The 17,101-nt window shown below is 67.0% G+C and carries 15 protein-coding genes; 7 read left to right on the top strand and 8 right to left on the bottom strand.

The window, feature by feature from the left end; all coding sequences use genetic code 11:
* Positions 1-19: 19 nt before the first annotated feature.
* Positions 20-2,329, bottom strand: coding sequence for a tetratricopeptide repeat protein (locus ACYQ01_RS07265; protein ID WP_459933166.1), 2,310 nt, complete (start codon positions 2,327-2,329; stop codon positions 20-22).
* Positions 2,330-2,946: 617 nt separating this feature from the next.
* Between ACYQ01_RS07265 and ACYQ01_RS07270 the strand changes: the two genes are divergently transcribed.
* Positions 2,947-5,316 (top strand): methyl-accepting chemotaxis protein, encoded by a 2,370-nt coding sequence (locus ACYQ01_RS07270; RefSeq protein WP_459933167.1) that lies wholly within the window; start codon positions 2,947-2,949, stop codon positions 5,314-5,316.
* Between the two features lie 190 nt (positions 5,317-5,506).
* Here ACYQ01_RS07270 and ACYQ01_RS07275 read toward each other — a convergent pair whose 3' ends face one another.
* Positions 5,507-7,456: a sensor histidine kinase gene (locus tag ACYQ01_RS07275; RefSeq protein WP_459933168.1), complete on the bottom strand. Its 1,950-nt coding sequence runs from the start codon at positions 7,454-7,456 to the stop codon at positions 5,507-5,509.
* On the bottom strand, positions 7,453-8,007 hold the full coding sequence (locus ACYQ01_RS07280) for a hypothetical protein (RefSeq protein WP_459933169.1): 555 nt from the start codon (positions 8,005-8,007) through the stop codon (positions 7,453-7,455). Before ACYQ01_RS07280 ends, ACYQ01_RS07275 begins: the two co-directional genes overlap by 4 nt.
* On the opposite strand from ACYQ01_RS07280, the gene ACYQ01_RS07285 reads away from it, so the two are divergent.
* The 3 genes from ACYQ01_RS07285 to ACYQ01_RS07295 all read left to right on the top strand — a co-directional run bounded on the left by ACYQ01_RS07285 (position 8,006) and on the right by ACYQ01_RS07295 (position 10,440).
* A complete protein-coding gene (locus tag ACYQ01_RS07285; protein WP_459933170.1) occupies positions 8,006-9,229 on the top strand; it encodes an ammonium transporter in 1,224 nt (407 codons plus the stop codon). The two genes, ACYQ01_RS07280 and ACYQ01_RS07285, sit on opposite strands and share 2 nt — an antisense overlap.
* A 22-nt stretch (positions 9,230-9,251) precedes the next feature.
* Positions 9,252-9,590 (top strand): P-II family nitrogen regulator, encoded by a 339-nt coding sequence (locus ACYQ01_RS07290; protein WP_459933171.1) that lies wholly within the window; start codon positions 9,252-9,254, stop codon positions 9,588-9,590.
* A gap of 178 nt (positions 9,591-9,768) precedes the next feature.
* Positions 9,769-10,440, top strand: coding sequence for a DUF47 domain-containing protein (locus ACYQ01_RS07295; RefSeq protein ID WP_459933172.1), 672 nt, complete (start codon positions 9,769-9,771; stop codon positions 10,438-10,440).
* Between the two features lie 171 nt (positions 10,441-10,611).
* Here ACYQ01_RS07295 and ACYQ01_RS07300 read toward each other — a convergent pair whose 3' ends face one another.
* The 5 genes from ACYQ01_RS07300 to serS all read right to left on the bottom strand — a co-directional run bounded on the left by ACYQ01_RS07300 (position 10,612) and on the right by serS (position 15,036).
* Positions 10,612-11,688: an agmatine deiminase family protein gene (locus tag ACYQ01_RS07300; RefSeq protein WP_459933173.1), complete on the bottom strand. Its 1,077-nt coding sequence runs from the start codon at positions 11,686-11,688 to the stop codon at positions 10,612-10,614.
* A 138-nt stretch (positions 11,689-11,826) separates the two neighbouring features.
* A complete protein-coding gene (locus ACYQ01_RS07305; protein ID WP_459933174.1) occupies positions 11,827-12,720 on the bottom strand; it encodes a carbon-nitrogen hydrolase in 894 nt (297 codons plus the stop codon).
* A gap of 33 nt (positions 12,721-12,753) precedes the next feature.
* Entirely contained in the window at positions 12,754-13,398 is a 645-nt protein-coding gene (locus ACYQ01_RS07310; RefSeq protein ID WP_459933175.1) for a lysine transporter LysE, read from the bottom strand.
* A gap of 184 nt (positions 13,399-13,582) precedes the next feature.
* Positions 13,583-13,756, bottom strand: coding sequence for a hypothetical protein (locus tag ACYQ01_RS07315; RefSeq protein WP_459933176.1), 174 nt, complete (start codon positions 13,754-13,756; stop codon positions 13,583-13,585).
* A complete protein-coding gene (gene serS / locus ACYQ01_RS07320) occupies positions 13,753-15,036 on the bottom strand; it encodes a serine--tRNA ligase (RefSeq protein WP_459933177.1) in 1,284 nt (427 codons plus the stop codon). The genes ACYQ01_RS07315 and serS overlap by 4 nt, the downstream gene beginning before the upstream one ends.
* Before the next feature lie 90 nt (positions 15,037-15,126).
* On the opposite strand from serS, the gene ACYQ01_RS07325 reads away from it, so the two are divergent.
* The 3 genes from ACYQ01_RS07325 to ACYQ01_RS07335 all read left to right on the top strand — a co-directional run bounded on the left by ACYQ01_RS07325 (position 15,127) and on the right by ACYQ01_RS07335 (position 17,088).
* The gene (locus ACYQ01_RS07325; RefSeq protein WP_459933178.1) at positions 15,127-15,609 is read left to right on the top strand and encodes a CinA family protein; all 483 of its coding nucleotides are present in this window, start codon (positions 15,127-15,129) and stop codon (positions 15,607-15,609) included.
* 76 nt (positions 15,610-15,685) lie between these two features.
* Entirely contained in the window at positions 15,686-16,435 is a 750-nt protein-coding gene (locus tag ACYQ01_RS07330) for a ParA family protein (protein WP_459933179.1), read from the top strand.
* Positions 16,432-17,088: a hypothetical protein gene (locus ACYQ01_RS07335; RefSeq protein ID WP_459933180.1), complete on the top strand. Its 657-nt coding sequence runs from the start codon at positions 16,432-16,434 to the stop codon at positions 17,086-17,088. The genes ACYQ01_RS07330 and ACYQ01_RS07335 overlap by 4 nt, the downstream gene beginning before the upstream one ends.
* The last annotated feature ends 13 nt before the right edge of the window (positions 17,089-17,101 follow it).

Genomic DNA, 17,101 nt, shown 5'->3' on the forward strand with positions numbered 1-17,101 from the left:
ACGGGCCCGTCGGGCCTTGTCAGGCCTCGGGATCCACAATCGGCGTCATGACCAGCTCGCACGGAAACTCGACGTGGTGTTTGTAGGCCCACACCCGGGCCCGGTTCAGCTCGGGCTGGTATTTTTCAAGAATGGTCCGGTGCGCGTCCTCGGGGTAGGCGGCCAAAACATGCAGGGCGTCCACGATCGCCTCGCAGGTGAGCTGCGCCATGTACCGGTCCCCTTCCCGGAACACCTCCCAGGCCCCCAGCAGGGCCTCCAGGGCGACCCGGATGCCGCGCCGGGTTTTCTTCCGCCCGGCGATGGCCCTCAGGATCCAGCCAAGCCGGTAGTGCGCCTCGGCCCACCCGTGGGGAGCCGTTTCCTTTTTCCAGACGGTCAGGGCCTGGCGGCAGGCCCGCGCCGCTTCTTCCAGGCGGGCCGTGCCGGATTCCCGCTCGCCCAGGGCGCAAAGGGCGCTCCCCAGGTTTATTTGGCAACACACCCACAAATCGGCCCAACGCTCGCGCGGGGTCGTTGCGAGGAGTTCCCGAAAACCCTGCGCCGCCTCTTCCAGCAGATCGCCATCCGCCTCGCACCGGCCAAGGCTGAGAAGGACAATGGCTTCGCTGTGGCGAAGGCCGGCGTGTTCCAGAGGGAAGCGTTCCGGGCTCGCAATCCGCAGGGCTTCCTGATAGGACGCGAGGGCCTGGCGCAGGCGGTCCGTGTTGGTTGTCCGCTCGCCCAACTCCTGAAGAATGGCTCCCCAATTCCCTTGCGCCTGCACCCAGGCCCGCGGGGCGTTTGCCGGCGTCAGGCCCTCCAGGGCCTCCCGCAAGGAAGCCTCCCCAGCCTGGAGCCGGGCCACGTCTGTCTCGCGCTCGCCCAGTCGGTAAAGCGCCCAGCCGAGCGCCTGTTTGGTGTCCGCCCAGTCCAGGGGCGACCTGGCCCGGGTGCGCACTTCCAGGACCGAGGCGAAAACGGCCAGGGCCTTTTCCAGGCGCGCCGCATCCGCGTCGCACAGCCCCAAGTCCAGCAGTGTCCAACCCAGCGCCTGCCGACTCGCGGCCCACGGTTCGGGAGAGCGCTCCCGGGTGCGCACCTCCAGGGCCGCGCGCAGCAGGCGCGCGGCCTCGTCCAGCCGGGGGACGTCCTCACCTGTATTGCCCAAGACACGCAGGACCACAGCCAGGCGGTGCGTCGCTTCGGCCCACTCCTCGGGACTGCGGTCCCTGGACAACGCCTCCAGGGCCTGGCGCAACCGTCCCTCCGCCTGTTTCCACCAGGCCGGCTCGCCGTCGCACCAGCCCCGCTCGTAAAGGACCCGGGCCTGGCCGGTCAGGGAGGCGGCCCACTCCACGGGCATGGCCTGGAGCGTGCGGACTTCCAGGGCCGAGGCGAAGGCCTGGCCCGCCTCCTCCAGGGGCGACGGGTCGAGGCCTCGTCGCAGGACCTCCAGGAGGGCCAGGCCCAAGTCGTGCTGGGCCGCGGCCCAGCCGGCGGGGTCGTCTTCCCTGACGATTGCGGACAGGTTGTCCCGGCGCAGGGCCACAGCCTCCAGAAGCGGCTCGGCCGTGTCGGCGTGCCGGGCCAGAAGATCCAGGGTCTTGGCCAGGTGTCCCCGCACCTGGGCGCGTTGCGGCGGCGGCAGGTTCCCGTTGCCCAGGAACTGGCGGCAGGCCTTGGCGTGGGGCGCGAGCAGCGCGACCAACTCCCCCCCCTGCCGTTCCAGAAAGTCCGAATAGAGCGAAGCGATGGTCATGGCCAGGACATCGACCATTTCGTCGTAGAAGCGGTCTTCGATATGCAGGCTGTCCGCGTAGGTAAAGACCTTGGAGCGCTCCCACCCCTGCCCGACGGCCTGTTCGATGCGCAGTTCGAGACTGGGCTCTTTCCCCACGGTATGCGCGTAGCCCCAGATCACGAGCCGGGCTTGGGTTTTCTTCAAATACCGCCGCGCATCCCGGCGGGCCTTGGCCAGGGACTTGGTCGTGCCCCGCCCGATGCCCGCGATGCGCCGGTTGAGCCTTTCCACGACCACACCATCGATCTTCGCGGCAATGGACGAACGCAGACTGGCCGTCCGGGTGGCGTTGGACTCGTCGTTTTCCAGGTCGGCCACCAGCACGCCGAAGGTTCCGGGCTGGAAAACGGTCAGGCGAGGCCGCCTGACCAGCGCGGCCACCGGGATCACGCCGGGGACCTTGACCACCTTGTGCCAAAACACCCAGACGAGCGCCAGCGCCGCCAGGCAGACGACAAGGACCACCCCCGGCCATCCGAAATGCGCCTGCGCCCACCCCTTGAAGGCGTTCAAGGCGATCCCGAGCCACCGCTGTACCTCGTCCATGCTGAAACCTCCCCGCCGCGCATTCCCCGGCCCATGCAACACCATGCCCCCGGCCCTGTCGATACGGACGGGGCCGACCGCTCGCGACAACCGGCCGGCGAATCGACTGGCCGGATCGAAAACAGGGGATACCGCTGATCGGGGCTTCAGGTAAAGCATTCCCGTCCGGGTCCGGCGTCCGCTCGCGACCGTCCCGGGAACGGTTCCCCCGCCATACGTTTTTCTGATATACCTCGAACCTGGCCGGGTGACACCCGCATCGGCAAATTTTCGTTGCTTTTTAAACCGTACGCATGATGCCGAATACGCTTGATGCATTATCGTTGCAAAACGTGTCATTTCCCGCTTTTCCCCTTGAAAAACAAGATACTATTTTCCACAAAGGAACATGGAAACCCCGAGACGCGCGACAAACCCGTTCCCCAAGGCCGTGCCCGGTCCAGACCGGACCATCCGGGCGGCCGACGCCCGGCGCCAATCCGTTCGAACGCCGAGGCCGACGGCGCGAAACCGCGCCCGGGAACATGCCGCCGCCGTTTTCGCCCGCCCGGGGTTCGTCATACGGCAACGTGAAACGGAAAGACTGTCGCGGCGCGTCGAACAAGGAGGATTGGGTCATGCGCATTGGTGTGAGTCATGTTGTGTCCCTGGCGGTCGGTTCCACGATCCTGGCCAGCGTTCTCGGTTTGCTGTTTTACGTTTCCGACTCGACCATGTCCCTGACCGAGTCCCTTTCCAAACAAACCCTGGACCAAACCGCCGAGGCCACCGGCCGGGCCCTGGACCTGCTGGCCGACCAGACCGACTCCCTGGCCATGTCGCTGGCCCAGCGCGCCGAGGTGGCCCGCGCCTGTACCGGTGACGCCGGGCCGGTGCAACACGTTCTGGCCGACGCGCTTTCCAGCTTTCCCGGAATGCAGTCCATCGTGATCTTCGACGCCAAGGGAACGCTGGTGGCCGGACGCGGCTCGGACGGCCAGGCCTATCAACCCGGCCGGTCCTACACGGATCGCTCCTACGCGTCCGCCATTCTCGGCGGGGCCCAGAAGGCGCTCTCGCGCAACGTCATCAAGGCCAAGCACGGCGGGGCGCTCATTCTCGTCGCCGCCAGGCCGGTGCGCGACAGCGCCGGCAATCTGCTGGGCGGCGTGGGGGCCTGCGCCAACCTCAACGCCTCCACCGCGTCCCTGATCGAACCCCTGCGCTTCGGCAAGCACGGCTACGGGTTCGTCATCGACGAGACCGGGCTGATCATCGCCCACTCCGGCGACAAGGCCCTGGTCGGCGAAAACCTGGCCAACCAGGGGTGCATCCAGAAGATTCTTTCCGTGAAAAACGGCGTCATCGAATGCGATTGGGACAACGACGCCAAGGTCATGGCCTTGCACCGCTCGACGCTCACCGGCTGGATCACGGTCATGGCCGCCCAAAAGGCCGAAATTGAAGCCGTGGCCTCCAGGCAGCGCACCGTGTTGCTCATCGCCGGTCTGGCCGCGCTGGCGGGCATTTTCCTGGTGATCGGCCTGGTCACGCGGCAACTGATCCTCAAGCCGCTGCGGGCCGTCAACGACTACGCCGACCGCGTGGCCTCGGGCGACTACTCCGCAAAGCTCGACATGGCCTGCCACTTCGAACTGGCCGACCTGGCCGACCACGTTCGCCAGATGGTGGAAGACCTGAAGCGGGAACTGGGCTTCAGCAAGGGCCTGTTGCAGGGCATGCCCGTGGCCTGCCTGGTGTCCGACACCAAGGGGGACCTGCTCTACATCAACCGCCCCGTGCTCGACTTTCTCGAAGCCGACGGCACGCCCGAGGATTACATCGGCAAGCCCGTGGGCCTGTTTTTCTACGGCGACGCCTCCCGGTCCACCATCACCTCCCAGGTGGTGGCCGAGGGCCGGCCGCTGACCAAGGTGCGGCTCGAGGTTCCCACCCGCAAGGGCAACATGGCCTTCACCCAGGTGGACGCGGCCCCGCTCATGGACCTGAGCGGGGAATGCATAGGCGGAGTGGCCCTGTTCTCCGACCTCTCGGAGCTTCGCCGCCAGCAACTGCGCGTCGTGGAGCAAAACGCCCTCATCGCCCGCACCGCGGCCCAGGCCGCCGCCGTGGCCGAACGCATGGCCAGGGCGTCCGAGGAGCTGTCCACCCAGATCGAACACTCGAGCCACGGCGCTTCCGAGCAGAACGACCGGGTGCACGGCGCGGCCACCGCGGTGGACCAGATGAACGCCACCATTCTGGAAGTGGCCCAAAACGCCACCCGGACGGCCCACGCGGCCGACACCGCCCGGGACAAGGCCCACGAAGGCGCGAACATCGTGCAGGACGTCGTGACCGCCGTGACCGCCGTCCGCCAGGAGGCCCAGGCCCTTTCCGACACCATGCGCGAACTGGGCGAACAGGCCCAGGGCATCGGACGCATCATGAACGTGATTTCCGACATCGCGGACCAGACCAACCTCCTGGCCTTGAACGCCGCCATCGAGGCGGCCCGGGCCGGCGAGGCCGGACGCGGCTTCGCCGTGGTGGCCGACGAGGTGCGCAAGCTGGCCGAAAAGACCATGACCGCCACCAAGGAAGTGGGCGACGCCATCGCGGGGATACAACACGGCTCCTCCGAGACCCTGGTCCGGGTGGACCGCGCGGCCTCGGCCGTGAACGAAGCCACCGGCCTGGCCGAGCGGTCGGGCGGGGTGTTGTCCGACATCGTGTCCATGGTGGAGGACGCCGGCGACCAGGTGCGTTCCATAGCGGCCGCCGCCGAGGAGCAGTCCGCCTCCTTCGCGGAGATCAACCGGGCCGTGGAGGCCATAAGCGCCATCGCCACCGAAACCGCCCAGGCCATGGAGCATTCCACCACGGCCGTCACCGAACTGGCCGGCCAGGCCCATACGTTAAGCACGCTCATCGCCGATCTGCGTGAAAGCGGCGAATCCGCCGAGCCGGAAACCGGCGGAAACGGCTCCAGGGCCCTGCCGGCGTAGGACGACCGGGCGGGGAAGCCTTCGGGTTTTCCGGCCGCGGGGAGACGCCTTCGAAGCGGCGAACCGCCCGCTTCGGCAGGGTTCCGAACGGGTCGCCGCAACACCTTCCGCAAAACAACTGCGGGCCGGACATCCTGTCCGGCCCGCAACGATTGTCCGAGCGCCCCAAGTCCGGCGCGTCAAACGCGATTCAGGCCTTGAATCCGGCCGTCTCTTCGAGAAACTCGTCCAGAGCGGCCAAAAAGGCGTCGATCAGATCCTCGCGCGACGCGCTTTCGCGCAGTCCGGCCTTGAGGTCCAGGCAGGCCCGGTGCAGCTTGGCCCCGCCCAGGTTGGCGGCCAAGCCCGACATCTCGCCCAGCAACGACTCGGCCTGGAACAATTCTCCCTTGTTCAGCATGGTCTGCAAACGGGCCCCGGCCTGGCCGTATTCCCGAGTGAAGCCCTCCAGCAAACGGTGCAGAAACGCGGTGTTGCCCAGCAGAGGCTCCAGGGCCCTGCGCGGGTCGAACACGCGCTCCTCCGGGGGGATGGCGCTCTGGTCCGGGCGCGCGCGCCCGTGCGGGCCGGTCGCGTCCCGAACGTCCGTCGCCTCCGGGATTTCCGCGCCGTCCGCGCGCGCGCCCTCGGGAGCGGGCGAACCCTCGATTTCCGCCTCCCCCTCGTCCAGGCCGGACTCGGCCACGGGCAGGGCGATCTCCAGCCAGAAAAGGCTGCCCTTTTCCGGCTCGCTGTGCGCGGTGATGGCGCCGCCCATGAGAGCGAAGAGACGCCTGGCGATGGAAAGCCCCAGTCCGGTGCCGCCGAAGCGCCTGGCCGTGGACACGTCGGCCTGCACGAACGGCTCGAAGACGCGCGAAATCTGCTCCTTGTCCATGCCTATGCCGGTATCGCGCACGCTAAACACCAGCCGGGCCTTGTGCTGGTCGCAGCCAAGCATGTGCAGGCGCACCTCCACCACCCCGTGCTCCGTGAACTTCACCGCGTTGCCCACCACGTTGATGAGCACCTGCTCCAGGCGCAGGGCGTCGCCCACCAGGCCTTCGGGCACGTCCGAAGCTGCCTCCACCGTAAGGGCCAGGCCCTTGTCCCGGGCCTTGGGCGCGAAAAGCCCCTCCACCCGCCTGAGAATGGACCGGGGGCGAAACGGGGTGGGACACAGTTCGAGCTTGCCCGCCTCGATTTTCGAAATGTCCAGGATGTCGTTGACCACCCGCAACAGCACGTGGCTCGAAGCGACAATCTTTTCCAGATAGCCCTGAATGTCCGGCGCGGGATTGCACCGCAGGGCCAGCTCGGTCAGGCCCAGGATGCCGTTCAGGGGCGAACGGATCTCGTGGCTGACGTTGGCCAGAAAGGTGCTCTTGGCCTGGTTGGCGGATTCGGCCCGTTCCCTGGCGGCCACAAGAGCGCTTTCGAGCTCCTTGCGTCCGGTGATGTCGCTCATGAGCCAGAGCAGGCAGGGCTCGCCGAAGAGATTGCCCAGGGCCCCGGTGAGTTGCAGGATGCGCTTGCGGCCGCGCCGGTCCACATGGAGCAGTTCGTAGTTGGCTATGGCCTTGTCGCGCATGGCCTTGGCCACGATGTCCATGCGGGTCTTGGCGTCGCGGAACAGCCCCAGCTCGATGGAGGTCTTGCCCTGCACCTGGTCGGCTGGACATCCCACAAGGGTGCAGAAGGCCGTGTTGGCCTGGTAGATGAGCCCGGTTTCGATCTGGCTGATGGCCAGGGCCACGGGACAGAACTCGAACATGTCGGAAAAAGTGCGCTGGCTCTGGAACAGCGCCTCGGACATCTTGGTCCGCCGCTCCACCTCCTGGCGCAGGGTGTCGTTCTGCCGGGTCAGGAGTTCCTCCAGCTCGCGCCGGCGCGTGTTGACCGCGTGCAGGCGCAACGTCAACCACAGGCACAGGCACAGCACCGCGAAGGCGGCCAGGGCCACCGCGGCCAACACCCAGGCGCTCGCGCCGGACGAAGCCGGCTCCGTCGCCAGGGAAAGGGCCGAATCGTCCCGGGTGGCCCAGGCCGCTTTCGCGAACCACATCGCCTGGCCCGCCACGAGCAGCCCCGTCCGCGCGGCCCGGAACGCCACCCGGCCGCCCAAGCCGTTTCCAACACCAAAGCGCGCGACACGGTTCACGTCTTTGCCTCCGGATGAAAAAGCGGCCCGCGTCGAAACAGCGCGCCGACGCCTGTCTTGTGCCCGGTCAGGCCCTGTCCGGCGACAAACGCCCGGAAGACGGCGAAACGCGGGAAATGGCATACGAATTTCGCCCCCCTGGCGGGGTGCGCCCCCCGGCGGACTCCCGACAGGGACGACCGCGCGGCCATGCACGGGAAGACGACGACCAAACGCGGGGAAACGGCCGGCCCAAGGGAGGAAACCTTGTCGACCGAGTCGGGTTCTTTTGCCCAATTTCGCCATTTCAGGCAACCCGGGCCCGCACGGTCCGATTGCGCGTCCGGCGCGGAAAAAGTCGCGTGTCCCTCTTGCCGAATCTCGACAGTATTGTTAATCAGCCCCGGACAAAAATGCCACTTAACATTTTTGTCATGCAGTAGCCATTGAAATAACAATCTTTTTTTGTTTCCGGGCGAATGCCGCCTCCCGGAAAAACACCCGCCGAAAATCCTCTCCGAGGGCGACGGCAGGTCGCGCTCCCCCCTGCGGCCCAGGAGATTGTGATCCATGATTCAGTCGGGCGACACCGCGTTCATGTTGGTGTGCGCGGCCCTGGTGCTCCTCATGACGCCGGGGTTGGCTCTGTTCTACGGCGGCATGGTCCGGCGCAAGAACGTGCTGGGCACCATCATGCAAAGCTTCATCATGATTTCGCTCATCAGCTTCGAATGGGTCTACCTGGGCTACACCATGAGCTTCGGACCGGACATCAAGGGCCTGGTGGGCAGCCTGGCCTGGGCCGGCCTGTCCGGGGTGGGCGTCGCGCCAAATCCCGACTACGCGCCGACCATTCCCCACAACGTGTTCATGATCTACCAGTGCATGTTCGCGGTCATCACCCCGGCGCTCATCAGCGGGGCCTTTGCCGAGCGGGTGCGCTTCGGCTCGTTCGCGGTGTTCAGCGTGGCCTGGGCCGTGCTGGTCTACAACCCGGTGTGCCACTGGGTGTGGGGCGCGGGCGGCTGGCTCAAGACCCTGGGCGTGCTCGACTTCGCCGGCGGACTGGTGGTGCACCTGACCTGCGGCATGGCCGCCCTGGCCTCGGTCATGGTCATCGGGGCGCGCCGCGACCACGGCAAGCGCCAGTTCTTTCCCCACAATCTCCCCATGACCCTCCTGGGCACGGGACTGCTCTGGTTCGGCTGGTTCGGCTTCAACGGCGGCAGCGCCCTGGCCGCCGACGGCCTGGCCGCCAACGCCTTCATCGCCACCCACCTGGGCGGCATGGCCGGCATGGCCATGTGGACGGCCATGGAATGGCTCTACCAGGGCAAGCCCACCACCCTGGGCGCGGCCTCGGGCGCGGTGGCCGGCTTGGCCACCATCACCCCGGCCGCCGGATTCGTCGGCCCCAACTCGGCCGTCTGCATCGGGCTGCTGGCCGGGCTGTGCTGCTACTTCGCGGTGGTGTTCAAGTCGCGCATGCGCTTCGACGACAGCCTGGACGTGGTGGGCATCCACGGACTGGGCGGACTTCTGGGCACCTTCCTGGCCGGCTTTTTCGCCTCCACGGCGATCAATCCCGCCGGCGCCGACGGCCTGTTCTTCGGCAACGCCTCGCAAGTGGGCATCCAGGCCCTTGGCATCGTGGCCGTTGGCGGCTATGCTTTCGTGGTGAGCTACGTGCTCCTCAAGATCGTCAACGCCCTCATGGGCCTGCGTCTGAGCCCCGACGCCGAGGGCGTCGGACTCGACGTGAGCGAGCACAACGAGACCGCCTACAGCGAATAAGGCCGCCGGCCGAAGGAGCCCCATGAAAAAGATAGAAGTGATCACCAGGCCCCACAAGCTCGACGACGTCAAACAGGCCCTCACCGAGATGGGCGTCAAGGGCATGACCGTGTCCGAGGTCAAGGGCTTCGGCCGTCAGCGCGGACACACCGAGTTCTACCGGGGAGCCGAATACAAGGTGGACTTCGTGGGCAAGGTCAAGATCGACATCGTCGTAGCCGACGAAGCGGCCGCCAAGGTCATCGCCGTGGTGCGCCAGGCCGCCCACACGGGCGAGGTGGGCGACGGCAAGATCTTCGTGCTCGATGTCGAGGAAGTGGTGCGCATCCGCACCGGCGAGACCGGCCCCAACGCGATCTGACCCCGGGTCGTCCAACGTTTCTTGAGGCCGCGCACCGCGCGGCCTTTTTCTTTTGCCGCCCCGAATCCGGGCGCGCCCCGGTCTTCTTGCCAAGGGTGGCGTTTTTGCCTACCGTTTCCCGATCAAATCGCCCGGCGTTTCTCACGCCCGCCAATCCACTCAATCGAGGTGCCTTCCCATGGGTCTTTCGCGTTGGATCGTCCGTCATTTCGGCAAGCAGCGCCTCCCCCGCCTGCTCGAACACTACGAACCCGTGGGCAAGGCCCCGCTGATCATCGAAGCGGCCCTCAAGGAATACGCCACCGGCGCGGGCTCCAAGGCCTTCGCCGCCCTGTGCGCGGAAATCGACACCCTGGAAGGACAAGCCGACAAGATCAAGCGCCGCATCCGCAACCATCTGCCCAGGGCCGCGTTCTTCGAAGTCGACAAGGTCTTGTACTTCAACTACACCCGCAACCAGGACAACATCCTCGACTGCGCCCAGGAAGCCCTGAGCTGGCTGGGCATGCGACGCCTGAGCCTCCCGGCGGAACTCCTGCGGGAACTCCTGGAGTTCTCGCGCTTGGTGGCGGTGAGCGTGGGACTTCTGCGCCCGGCTCTGCAGGCCACCATCAGCCTCATCTACGGCGACGGCGCGGAACGCTCCTCCACCAAGAAGACCTACCACCGCATCCGTCTGAACCACCTCAAGGTCTCGCGCGGCAAGCGCCATCTGGTGCGCTCCGTCCTGGAATGCGGCGCCGAGTTCGAAAACATCTACCAATATGTCAAATGCGTGGAGTACCTCCACGAAATGAGCCACAACGCCGAAGCCTGCGCCGACGTGCTGCGGGCCATGATCGCCCGGTAAGACCGGACCCGGGCGGCGGTCCTCCGGCCCGAAAGGGCCTTGCCGCGCCGACCGCCCCCGGCGGCGGAGAGTGGCGCGGGGGCGTGCGCTCGTCCCCCCGTCTGCCGGCGTGCGGGGCCGCTCACGGCCTCAGCCCGGAGCGCGCGGCCCGCGACGCCGGGTCCGGACGCCTCACGGGATCGCTCGCGGTCCCCGGGCCGAAGCCTGCTCATGGGACAGGCAATGCAGGGTGCCCAGGCCCCAGACCAGGTCCACGGCGTGCACGCCCACGACCTGCCGGTCGGGGAAGCATTCGGACAAAATGCCCAGGGCCATGCGGTCTTTTTCGTCGTTGAAGGTGGGCACCAGAACGCAGCCGTCGCCAATGTAGAAATTGGCGTAGCTGGCCGGCAGGCGCACGCCGTCGAAGGTCAGGGGGTCGGGCATGGGCAGGTCGATCACTTCCAGCTTGCCCAGGCCGTCGAGCGCCACGGTTTCGAGAAGTTCCCGATTTTCCTCCAGCACCCGGTAATTGGGATCGGCCGGGTCCTTCTCCCGGCACAGCACCACCCGGTTCGGGGCCACGAACCGACACAGGTCGTCCACGTGGCCGTGAGTATCGTCGCCGGCAATGCCCCGATCCAGCCAGATGGTGCGCTCCACGCCGAAATAGCGGCGGAACACCGCTTCGTAGTCGCGTTGGGAAAACCCCGGATTCCTGGTCTGCACCATGGGGTCGAGCAGGCACTCGCGCGTGGTGAGCAAAACCCCCTGGCCGTTGCAGTCGATGGACCCGCCTTCGAGCACCACGCGGCGTCCCTCGTGTTCGGCCGGCAGGACCGCCACGCGGACGCCTTGCGCCACCTGTTCGGCCACGCGCGCGTCGAGAGCGTGATCGGCATACTTGGCCCAGGCGTTGAAACCGAAACACACGGCCGCCGCCCTGGGGCTCTCGTCGCGCAAAACGAAGGCCGGCAGCATGTCGCGCGCCCAGCTTCTGTCGGTGGGAATGTGGTGGAAACGCACGTTTTCCAGGAACGCGCCCACGCGTTGCAGCACACGACGGACCTTGCCCTCGACCGCGGCGTCATCCACCAGGATGCGCACGGTTTCGTACGGCGCGAGCTTGCGCACGATCTCGCCGTACACCCAGGCGATCGGCGCGAACTTGCCCGGCCAGTCGCTGACGTTTTTGGGCCAGGCCAACCAGGTGGCGGCGTGAGGCTCCCATTCGGCGGGCAGACGATACGTTGCGGCGTCGGTCATCATACAGAGCCTCCGGCGGCCGGGGGCGAAGCTCGCCCCCGGACCCCCGCGTAACGCTTCGCGTCCGGAGCGGCCCAGGCGAAGCATATGTGAAGTTTTTGGGGAAAGGGGTTTTCCCCCGGTCGTTCTCTTGTTTTCGCTTCAATCGTCGATATAGCGCCGTTCGATGGCCTGGTAGGCGTCTATGCGACGGTCGCGCAGGAAGGGCCAGTGGGTGCGGATGGTGTCCACTTCCTTGGGATCAATTTCGGCGGTCAGGATTTCCTCCCGATCCGTAGCGGCCTGGGCCAGGACTTCGCCGAAGGGGTCGCAGACGAAGCTCGATCCCCAGAATTCGATGCCCGGTCCGCCGGTGGGGGGAATCTCGTGTCCCACGCGATTGACGCTGGCCACGTAACAGCCGTTGGCGATGGCGTGGGAGCGCTGGATGGTTATCCAGGCGTCGCGCTGCTTGACGCCGAACGCGGCCTTTTCCTCCGGGTGCCAGCCGATGGCCGTGGGATAGAACAGGATGATGGCCCCGGTCAGGGCGGTGAGGCGCGCGGCTTCGGGATACCACTGGTCCCAGCAGATGAGCGTGCCGATGGGGCCCACCGGAGTCGTAAAGCGTTTGAATCCAAGGTCGCCGGGAGTGAAATAGAATTTCTCGTAGTAGCCCGGGTCGTCGGGGATGTGCATCTTGCGATACACGCCCAGGACCTCGCCCTTCGGGTCGATGACGGCCAGGCTGTTGTGAAAGACGCCGGGACCGCGCCGCTCGAAAAGCGGGGCCACCACGGTGACGCCCTTGTCCTTGGCCACGCGGCCCAGGGCCCGGGTGGTGGGGCCGGGCACGGTTTCGGCCAGGGCGAAATGGGCGTGGTCTTCCGTCTGACAGAAGTACGGCGTAGCGAAGAGTTCCGGCAGGCAGACGACGCGCGCTCCCCGGTCGGCCGCCTGGGCCGTGAAGTCCGCGGCCTTTTGCAGGGTGGCGGCGGGGGTGTCTTCCGGAGCCATCTGGACAAGGCCCGCGACGAAGGGATCGACGTGATGCATGGCTTTCCTCCGAAACGTATTTGGGAGTCCCGTTTACCCGGCCCAGGGCGTGCGGGCAAGACCGAGCCGGGACAAACCGTCCCAGAACAGTCCGGCGGCGGCCAGAAGAAGCAGAAGGCCGATGACGCGCATGGTCGCCACGTAGGCCCGACCGGAGAGAAAGGTCCGAAACCGCCCGGAAAGCCAGACCAGGCCCAGGTTCGTTCCGATCAGGCAGAGGTAGAAGCCCGAGAGGTAGCCCCCCGCGCAGGCCGCTCCCCGCTCCAGGGAGGAAAGCAACATGGGGGAACCCACCGTGGCCCAGTACAGGTGCATTTTGGGGTTGAAGAAGTTGGTGGACAATCCCTTGGCCCAGGACCCGGGAGCGCCCGTGGGCGCGGCCAGGACCAGGGGGCCGCTGCGCAGGCAGCCCAGGCCGAAACGCACCACCACGCCCCCGCCCACCAGGCCGATCAGGCCCAAGGCGGCGGGAAACGCGCTCAAGGCGTTCAGGGCCGCCAGGTAGAAGAGCATCACCGGCCCGTCGGTGAAGAGCGGCGCCGCGGCCACCTTGGAGCCCTCGCCCGGACCGTGGGTCAGCGTCTGGGCGAAGAGGAGCATCATGAGCGGTCCGGGCGTAAGCCCGGAGGCCAGGCCCAGGGTCGCGCCCGTGGAGAAGAAGGCCAGCGCCTCGTGCATGGGAAAACGTCTCCTGCCGGCAGGGGCTTGGCGGCCCGCAAACAAAATCCCCGCCGGCCGCGCCCGCTTCGCACACGGCAAGCCCGCCAGTCTTCGACTCCGATTCAGGCTTGCCGTGCCTTCGCGCTCGCCGGCGAGTGTCTTGAACAGGCCGTGGGAATAAATTCTTTCAACGCCCCGTCGGCTAGCGGTCGACCGCGTCCGCCAGACGCAATCCCAGGGCCGTCGCTCCGGCCACAACGCCAAGCAGCGCGGCTTGACGCAGATCGAGATAGAAGACCAGGGCCATGGCGGCCGTGGCCGCTCCCACGCACGCGCCCCGGACCAGGGCCTGGCGCGTCCTGACGCGCGCGGTCATTTCCCGGGAGCCGTGATGACTTCAAGCCCGCCCATGTAGGGTTGCAAGGCCGTGGGAATGGCCACCGAGCCGTCCTCGCGCTGGCAGTTTTCCAGAATGGCCACCATGGTGCGTCCCACGGCCAGGCCGGAGCCGTTCAGGGTGTGCACCAACTGGGTCTTGCCTCCGCCCTTGGGCTTGAAGCGAATGCCCGCGCGCCTGGCCTGGAAGTCCTCGAAGTTGGAACAGGAGGAAATCTCGCGGTAGGTGTTCTGCCCGGGCAGCCAGACCTCGATGTCGTAGGTCTTGGCCGAAGAAAAGCCCAAATCGCCGGAGCACAGGCTGATGACCCGGTAGGGCAGCTCCAGGCGCTTGAGCACTTCCTCGGCCTGGGTGGTGAGCAGCTCCAACTCTTCGTAGGACCGGCCGGGATGCGTCAGGCGCACCAACTCCACCTTGCCGAACTGATGCTGGCGGATAAGGCCCTTGGTGTCCTTGCCGTAGGACCCGGCCTCGGACCGGAAGCAGGCGGTGTAGGCCGTGTAGGTGCGGGGCAGGCTGGCTTCGTCCAGGGTCTCGTCGCGGTGCAGGTTGGTGACGGGCACCTCCGCGGTGGGAATGAGGTAATAGTCCCAGCCTTCCAGTTTGAAGAGGTCCTCGGCGAACTTGGGCAGTTGTCCCGTACCCATCAGGCTCTGGGAATTGACCATGTAGGGCGTGGCGATCTCGGTGTAGCCGTGGGTGAGCGTGTGCAGATCGAGCATAAACGCGGCCAGGGCGCGTTCCAGCTTGGCGGCCCAGCCCCAGAGCACGGCGAAACGCGCCCCCGTCAGCTTGGCGGCCCGCTCGAAATCGAGACCGGCCAGGTTTTGGCCGATTTCCCAGTGCTCCTTGGGCGCGAAGGGAAACGTGGTCTTTTCGCCCACCACCCGCACCACCGGGTTGTCGGCCTCGGTCTTGCCAATGGGCGTGGAGGCGTGGGGCACATTGGGCACCGAATAGAGAAAGGCTTCCGAGGCTTCGTCGGCCAGGCGGGCCTTGCCCTCCAGGGCGGCGATGGAATCGCCCACGGCGGAGGCCCGGCCCATGAGTTCGGATGCGTCTTCGCCTTGGCGCTTGCGCTTGGCCACCTCGGCCGAGAGCTTGTTGCGCTCGCCCTTGAGGGCTTCCACCTCGCTCAGAAGGGCACGGCGTTCTTCGTCCAGGCGGGCGAATTCGTCCAGGTTCAACTGCATGTTGCGATTGGCCAGAGCCTGGCGCACAAGGTCCAGGTTCTTGCGCACGAAGCGCGGATCAAGCATGAAAGGCCTCCGGGGAGCGTATTTCTCGTAGCCGGGTCTTACGTCGGGTGACAAACGCGGTCAAGCGGGCCGCAAAGAGAGGATACCTTCATGACGACGCAACCTTGCGTGGAACGCATCGCCAAGGGCTTGACCGAACGCGGCTGGCTGTTGTCCACGGCCGAATCGTGCACCGGCGGCCTCATCGGACACACCCTCACCGGCCTTGCCGGCAGTTCGTCCTGGTACGTGGGCGGGGCCGTGGCCTACGCCAACCCGATCAAGCGCGATCTCCTGGGCGTGCCCCAGGAGGTTCTCGACCGCTTCGGCGCGGTGAGCCGCGAAACCGTGGAGGCCATGGTCCGGGGAGCCGCCGGTGTCTTCAAGACCCAGACGGCCGTGGCGGTCTCCGGCGTGGCCGGTCCCACCGGCGGCACGCCGGAAAAGCCCGTGGGCACGGTGTGGATGGCCTGGCTCGTGGACGGCCACGTGTCGGCCAAATGTTACGCCTTCACGGGCGACCGGGCTTCCATCAAGGAGCAGTCCGCCCTGGCAGCCCTGGAGGGTCTGGCCGAACGTTTGGCCCGGCGCTGATCCGACGCGGCGATGTCACACCCCCGCCACACGTTCGCCGCCCGGGGGAAACCTCCATGACGTAGACGAAAAGGCTATGCGCACCATAGCCTTGCTCAATCAGAAAGGCGGCGTGGGCAAGACCACCACCGCCGTCAACATCGGAGCGGGACTCTCCCGCCTGGGCCTGCGCGTGGCCCTGGCCGATCTCGACCCCCAGGGGTGCCTGGGGGCCTCGCTCGGCGTGGAGGCCCAGCCCGGCCGCACCACCTACGAGGCGCTCAAGGGCGAAATCGGACTGGGCGAAATTCTGCGGGGCCGGCGCGGGCTCAAGGTCGCTCCGTCCTCGCTGGGGCTGTCCGGCGTCGACTCCGAACTGGCCGCCCTTCCCGGCAAGCAACGTCTACTGGCCCAAGCCGTTGCCGGGTTGACCGGATTCGACGTGCTTCTGCTCGACTGCCCGCCCAACCTGGGGCTCATCACGGTCAACGCCCTGGCCGCGGCCGGCGAGGTGCTCATCCCCGTTCAGGCCGAATACCTGGCCCTGGCCAGCCTGGCCGACCTGCTCGGCACGGTGGAGTCGGCCAGGGTTTTCAACGGCCGGATCACCATCCTGGGCGTGGTCCTGACCCGCTACAACCACCGCAAACGCCTGTGTCGCGAAGTGGCCCAGGCCATTCGCTCGCACTTTCCCCGTCTGCTTTTCGAAACCCGCATCCGCGACTGCGTGGCCCTGGCCGAAGCGCCGGGCTTCGGCCAACCCATCTTCGACTACGCCGCCTCCAGCCAGGGCGCCCTGGACTACCTGAACCTCTGTCGCGAGATTCTCGCAAGGAAAATACCATGAAACCGGGCTCCCGTCTGGGCAAGGATCCCCTGGGCCGCCAGACCGGGGCCGATGCGGCCCTCGCGTTGCGAAACATCCTGGAGCCTTCGACCGTCGCGGTCCCGCCCAAAACAGGGGAGGCGCTCTCCCTGGCCGGCGAACGCTTCACCAAGGCCCTCTCCCGCCTCATGACCCTGGCCGCCCAGGCCGGACTGCTCCCCGACGACGGCCCCCGGGACAGGACCATGCTCCTGCTCATCCGGCTGATCGAAGCCCTGCGCCTGCGACCGGACAGCGACGGCGTGGACATGGCCGCCTACCTGGACGGCGTGTCCGGGCCCTGGACCCTGGACTGCGCCCACGACCTTTCCCCCGCGCATCTCCGAGCGGCCCTCAGCCTGGCCCTGGGCCTCGACGCCCTGAACGCCTGCCTGCGCGCCCACACCGCGCCCGCGGCCGCTCCCCTGACGCTTCGCGTCGAAGGCAACGGGGCGGACTGCTCGCGCCTGCGGCTGTACGGCGCGCGCGAGGCCTTTCCCGAAACCCTGGAGCATCTTGAAGGCCCCCTGGCGGCCGATATCAAAACCCTGGCTCGGCGCGGCCTGCTGAGCGTGCGCCTGCTTTCGTCCCAGAACGCGCGCGAAGTACGCCTGGACGCCCCCATGAGCTTGTGAACAGGAGAACACA

This window comes from Fundidesulfovibrio butyratiphilus (genome assembly GCF_054657235.1).

What these genes read in the sequence shown, in the direction of transcription:
- ACYQ01_RS07300 (WP_459933173.1), bottom strand. Translation starts at nt 11,688, where the DNA reads ATGATGACCGACGCCGCAACGTATCGTCTGCCCGCCGAATGGGAGCCT.
- ACYQ01_RS07310 (WP_459933175.1), bottom strand. Translation starts at nt 13,398, where the DNA reads ATGCACGAGGCGCTGGCCTTCTTCTCCACGGGCGCGACCCTGGGCCTG.
- ACYQ01_RS07270 (WP_459933167.1), top strand. Translation starts at nt 2,947, where the DNA reads ATGCGCATTGGTGTGAGTCATGTTGTGTCCCTGGCGGTCGGTTCCACG.
- ACYQ01_RS07285 (WP_459933170.1), top strand. Translation starts at nt 8,006, where the DNA reads ATGATTCAGTCGGGCGACACCGCGTTCATGTTGGTGTGCGCGGCCCTG.
- serS (WP_459933177.1), bottom strand. Translation starts at nt 15,036, where the DNA reads ATGCTTGATCCGCGCTTCGTGCGCAAGAACCTGGACCTTGTGCGCCAG.
- ACYQ01_RS07335 (WP_459933180.1), top strand. Translation starts at nt 16,432, where the DNA reads ATGAAACCGGGCTCCCGTCTGGGCAAGGATCCCCTGGGCCGCCAGACC.
- ACYQ01_RS07330 (WP_459933179.1), top strand. Translation starts at nt 15,686, where the DNA reads ATGCGCACCATAGCCTTGCTCAATCAGAAAGGCGGCGTGGGCAAGACC.
- ACYQ01_RS07295 (WP_459933172.1), top strand. Translation starts at nt 9,769, where the DNA reads ATGGGTCTTTCGCGTTGGATCGTCCGTCATTTCGGCAAGCAGCGCCTC.
- ACYQ01_RS07325 (WP_459933178.1), top strand. Translation starts at nt 15,127, where the DNA reads ATGACGACGCAACCTTGCGTGGAACGCATCGCCAAGGGCTTGACCGAA.
- ACYQ01_RS07280 (WP_459933169.1), bottom strand. Translation starts at nt 8,007, where the DNA reads ATGGATCACAATCTCCTGGGCCGCAGGGGGGAGCGCGACCTGCCGTCG.
- ACYQ01_RS07305 (WP_459933174.1), bottom strand. Translation starts at nt 12,720, where the DNA reads ATGCATCACGTCGATCCCTTCGTCGCGGGCCTTGTCCAGATGGCTCCG.
- ACYQ01_RS07265 (WP_459933166.1), bottom strand. Translation starts at nt 2,329, where the DNA reads ATGGACGAGGTACAGCGGTGGCTCGGGATCGCCTTGAACGCCTTCAAG.
- ACYQ01_RS07315 (WP_459933176.1), bottom strand. Translation starts at nt 13,756, where the DNA reads ATGACCGCGCGCGTCAGGACGCGCCAGGCCCTGGTCCGGGGCGCGTGC.
- ACYQ01_RS07290 (WP_459933171.1), top strand. Translation starts at nt 9,252, where the DNA reads ATGAAAAAGATAGAAGTGATCACCAGGCCCCACAAGCTCGACGACGTC.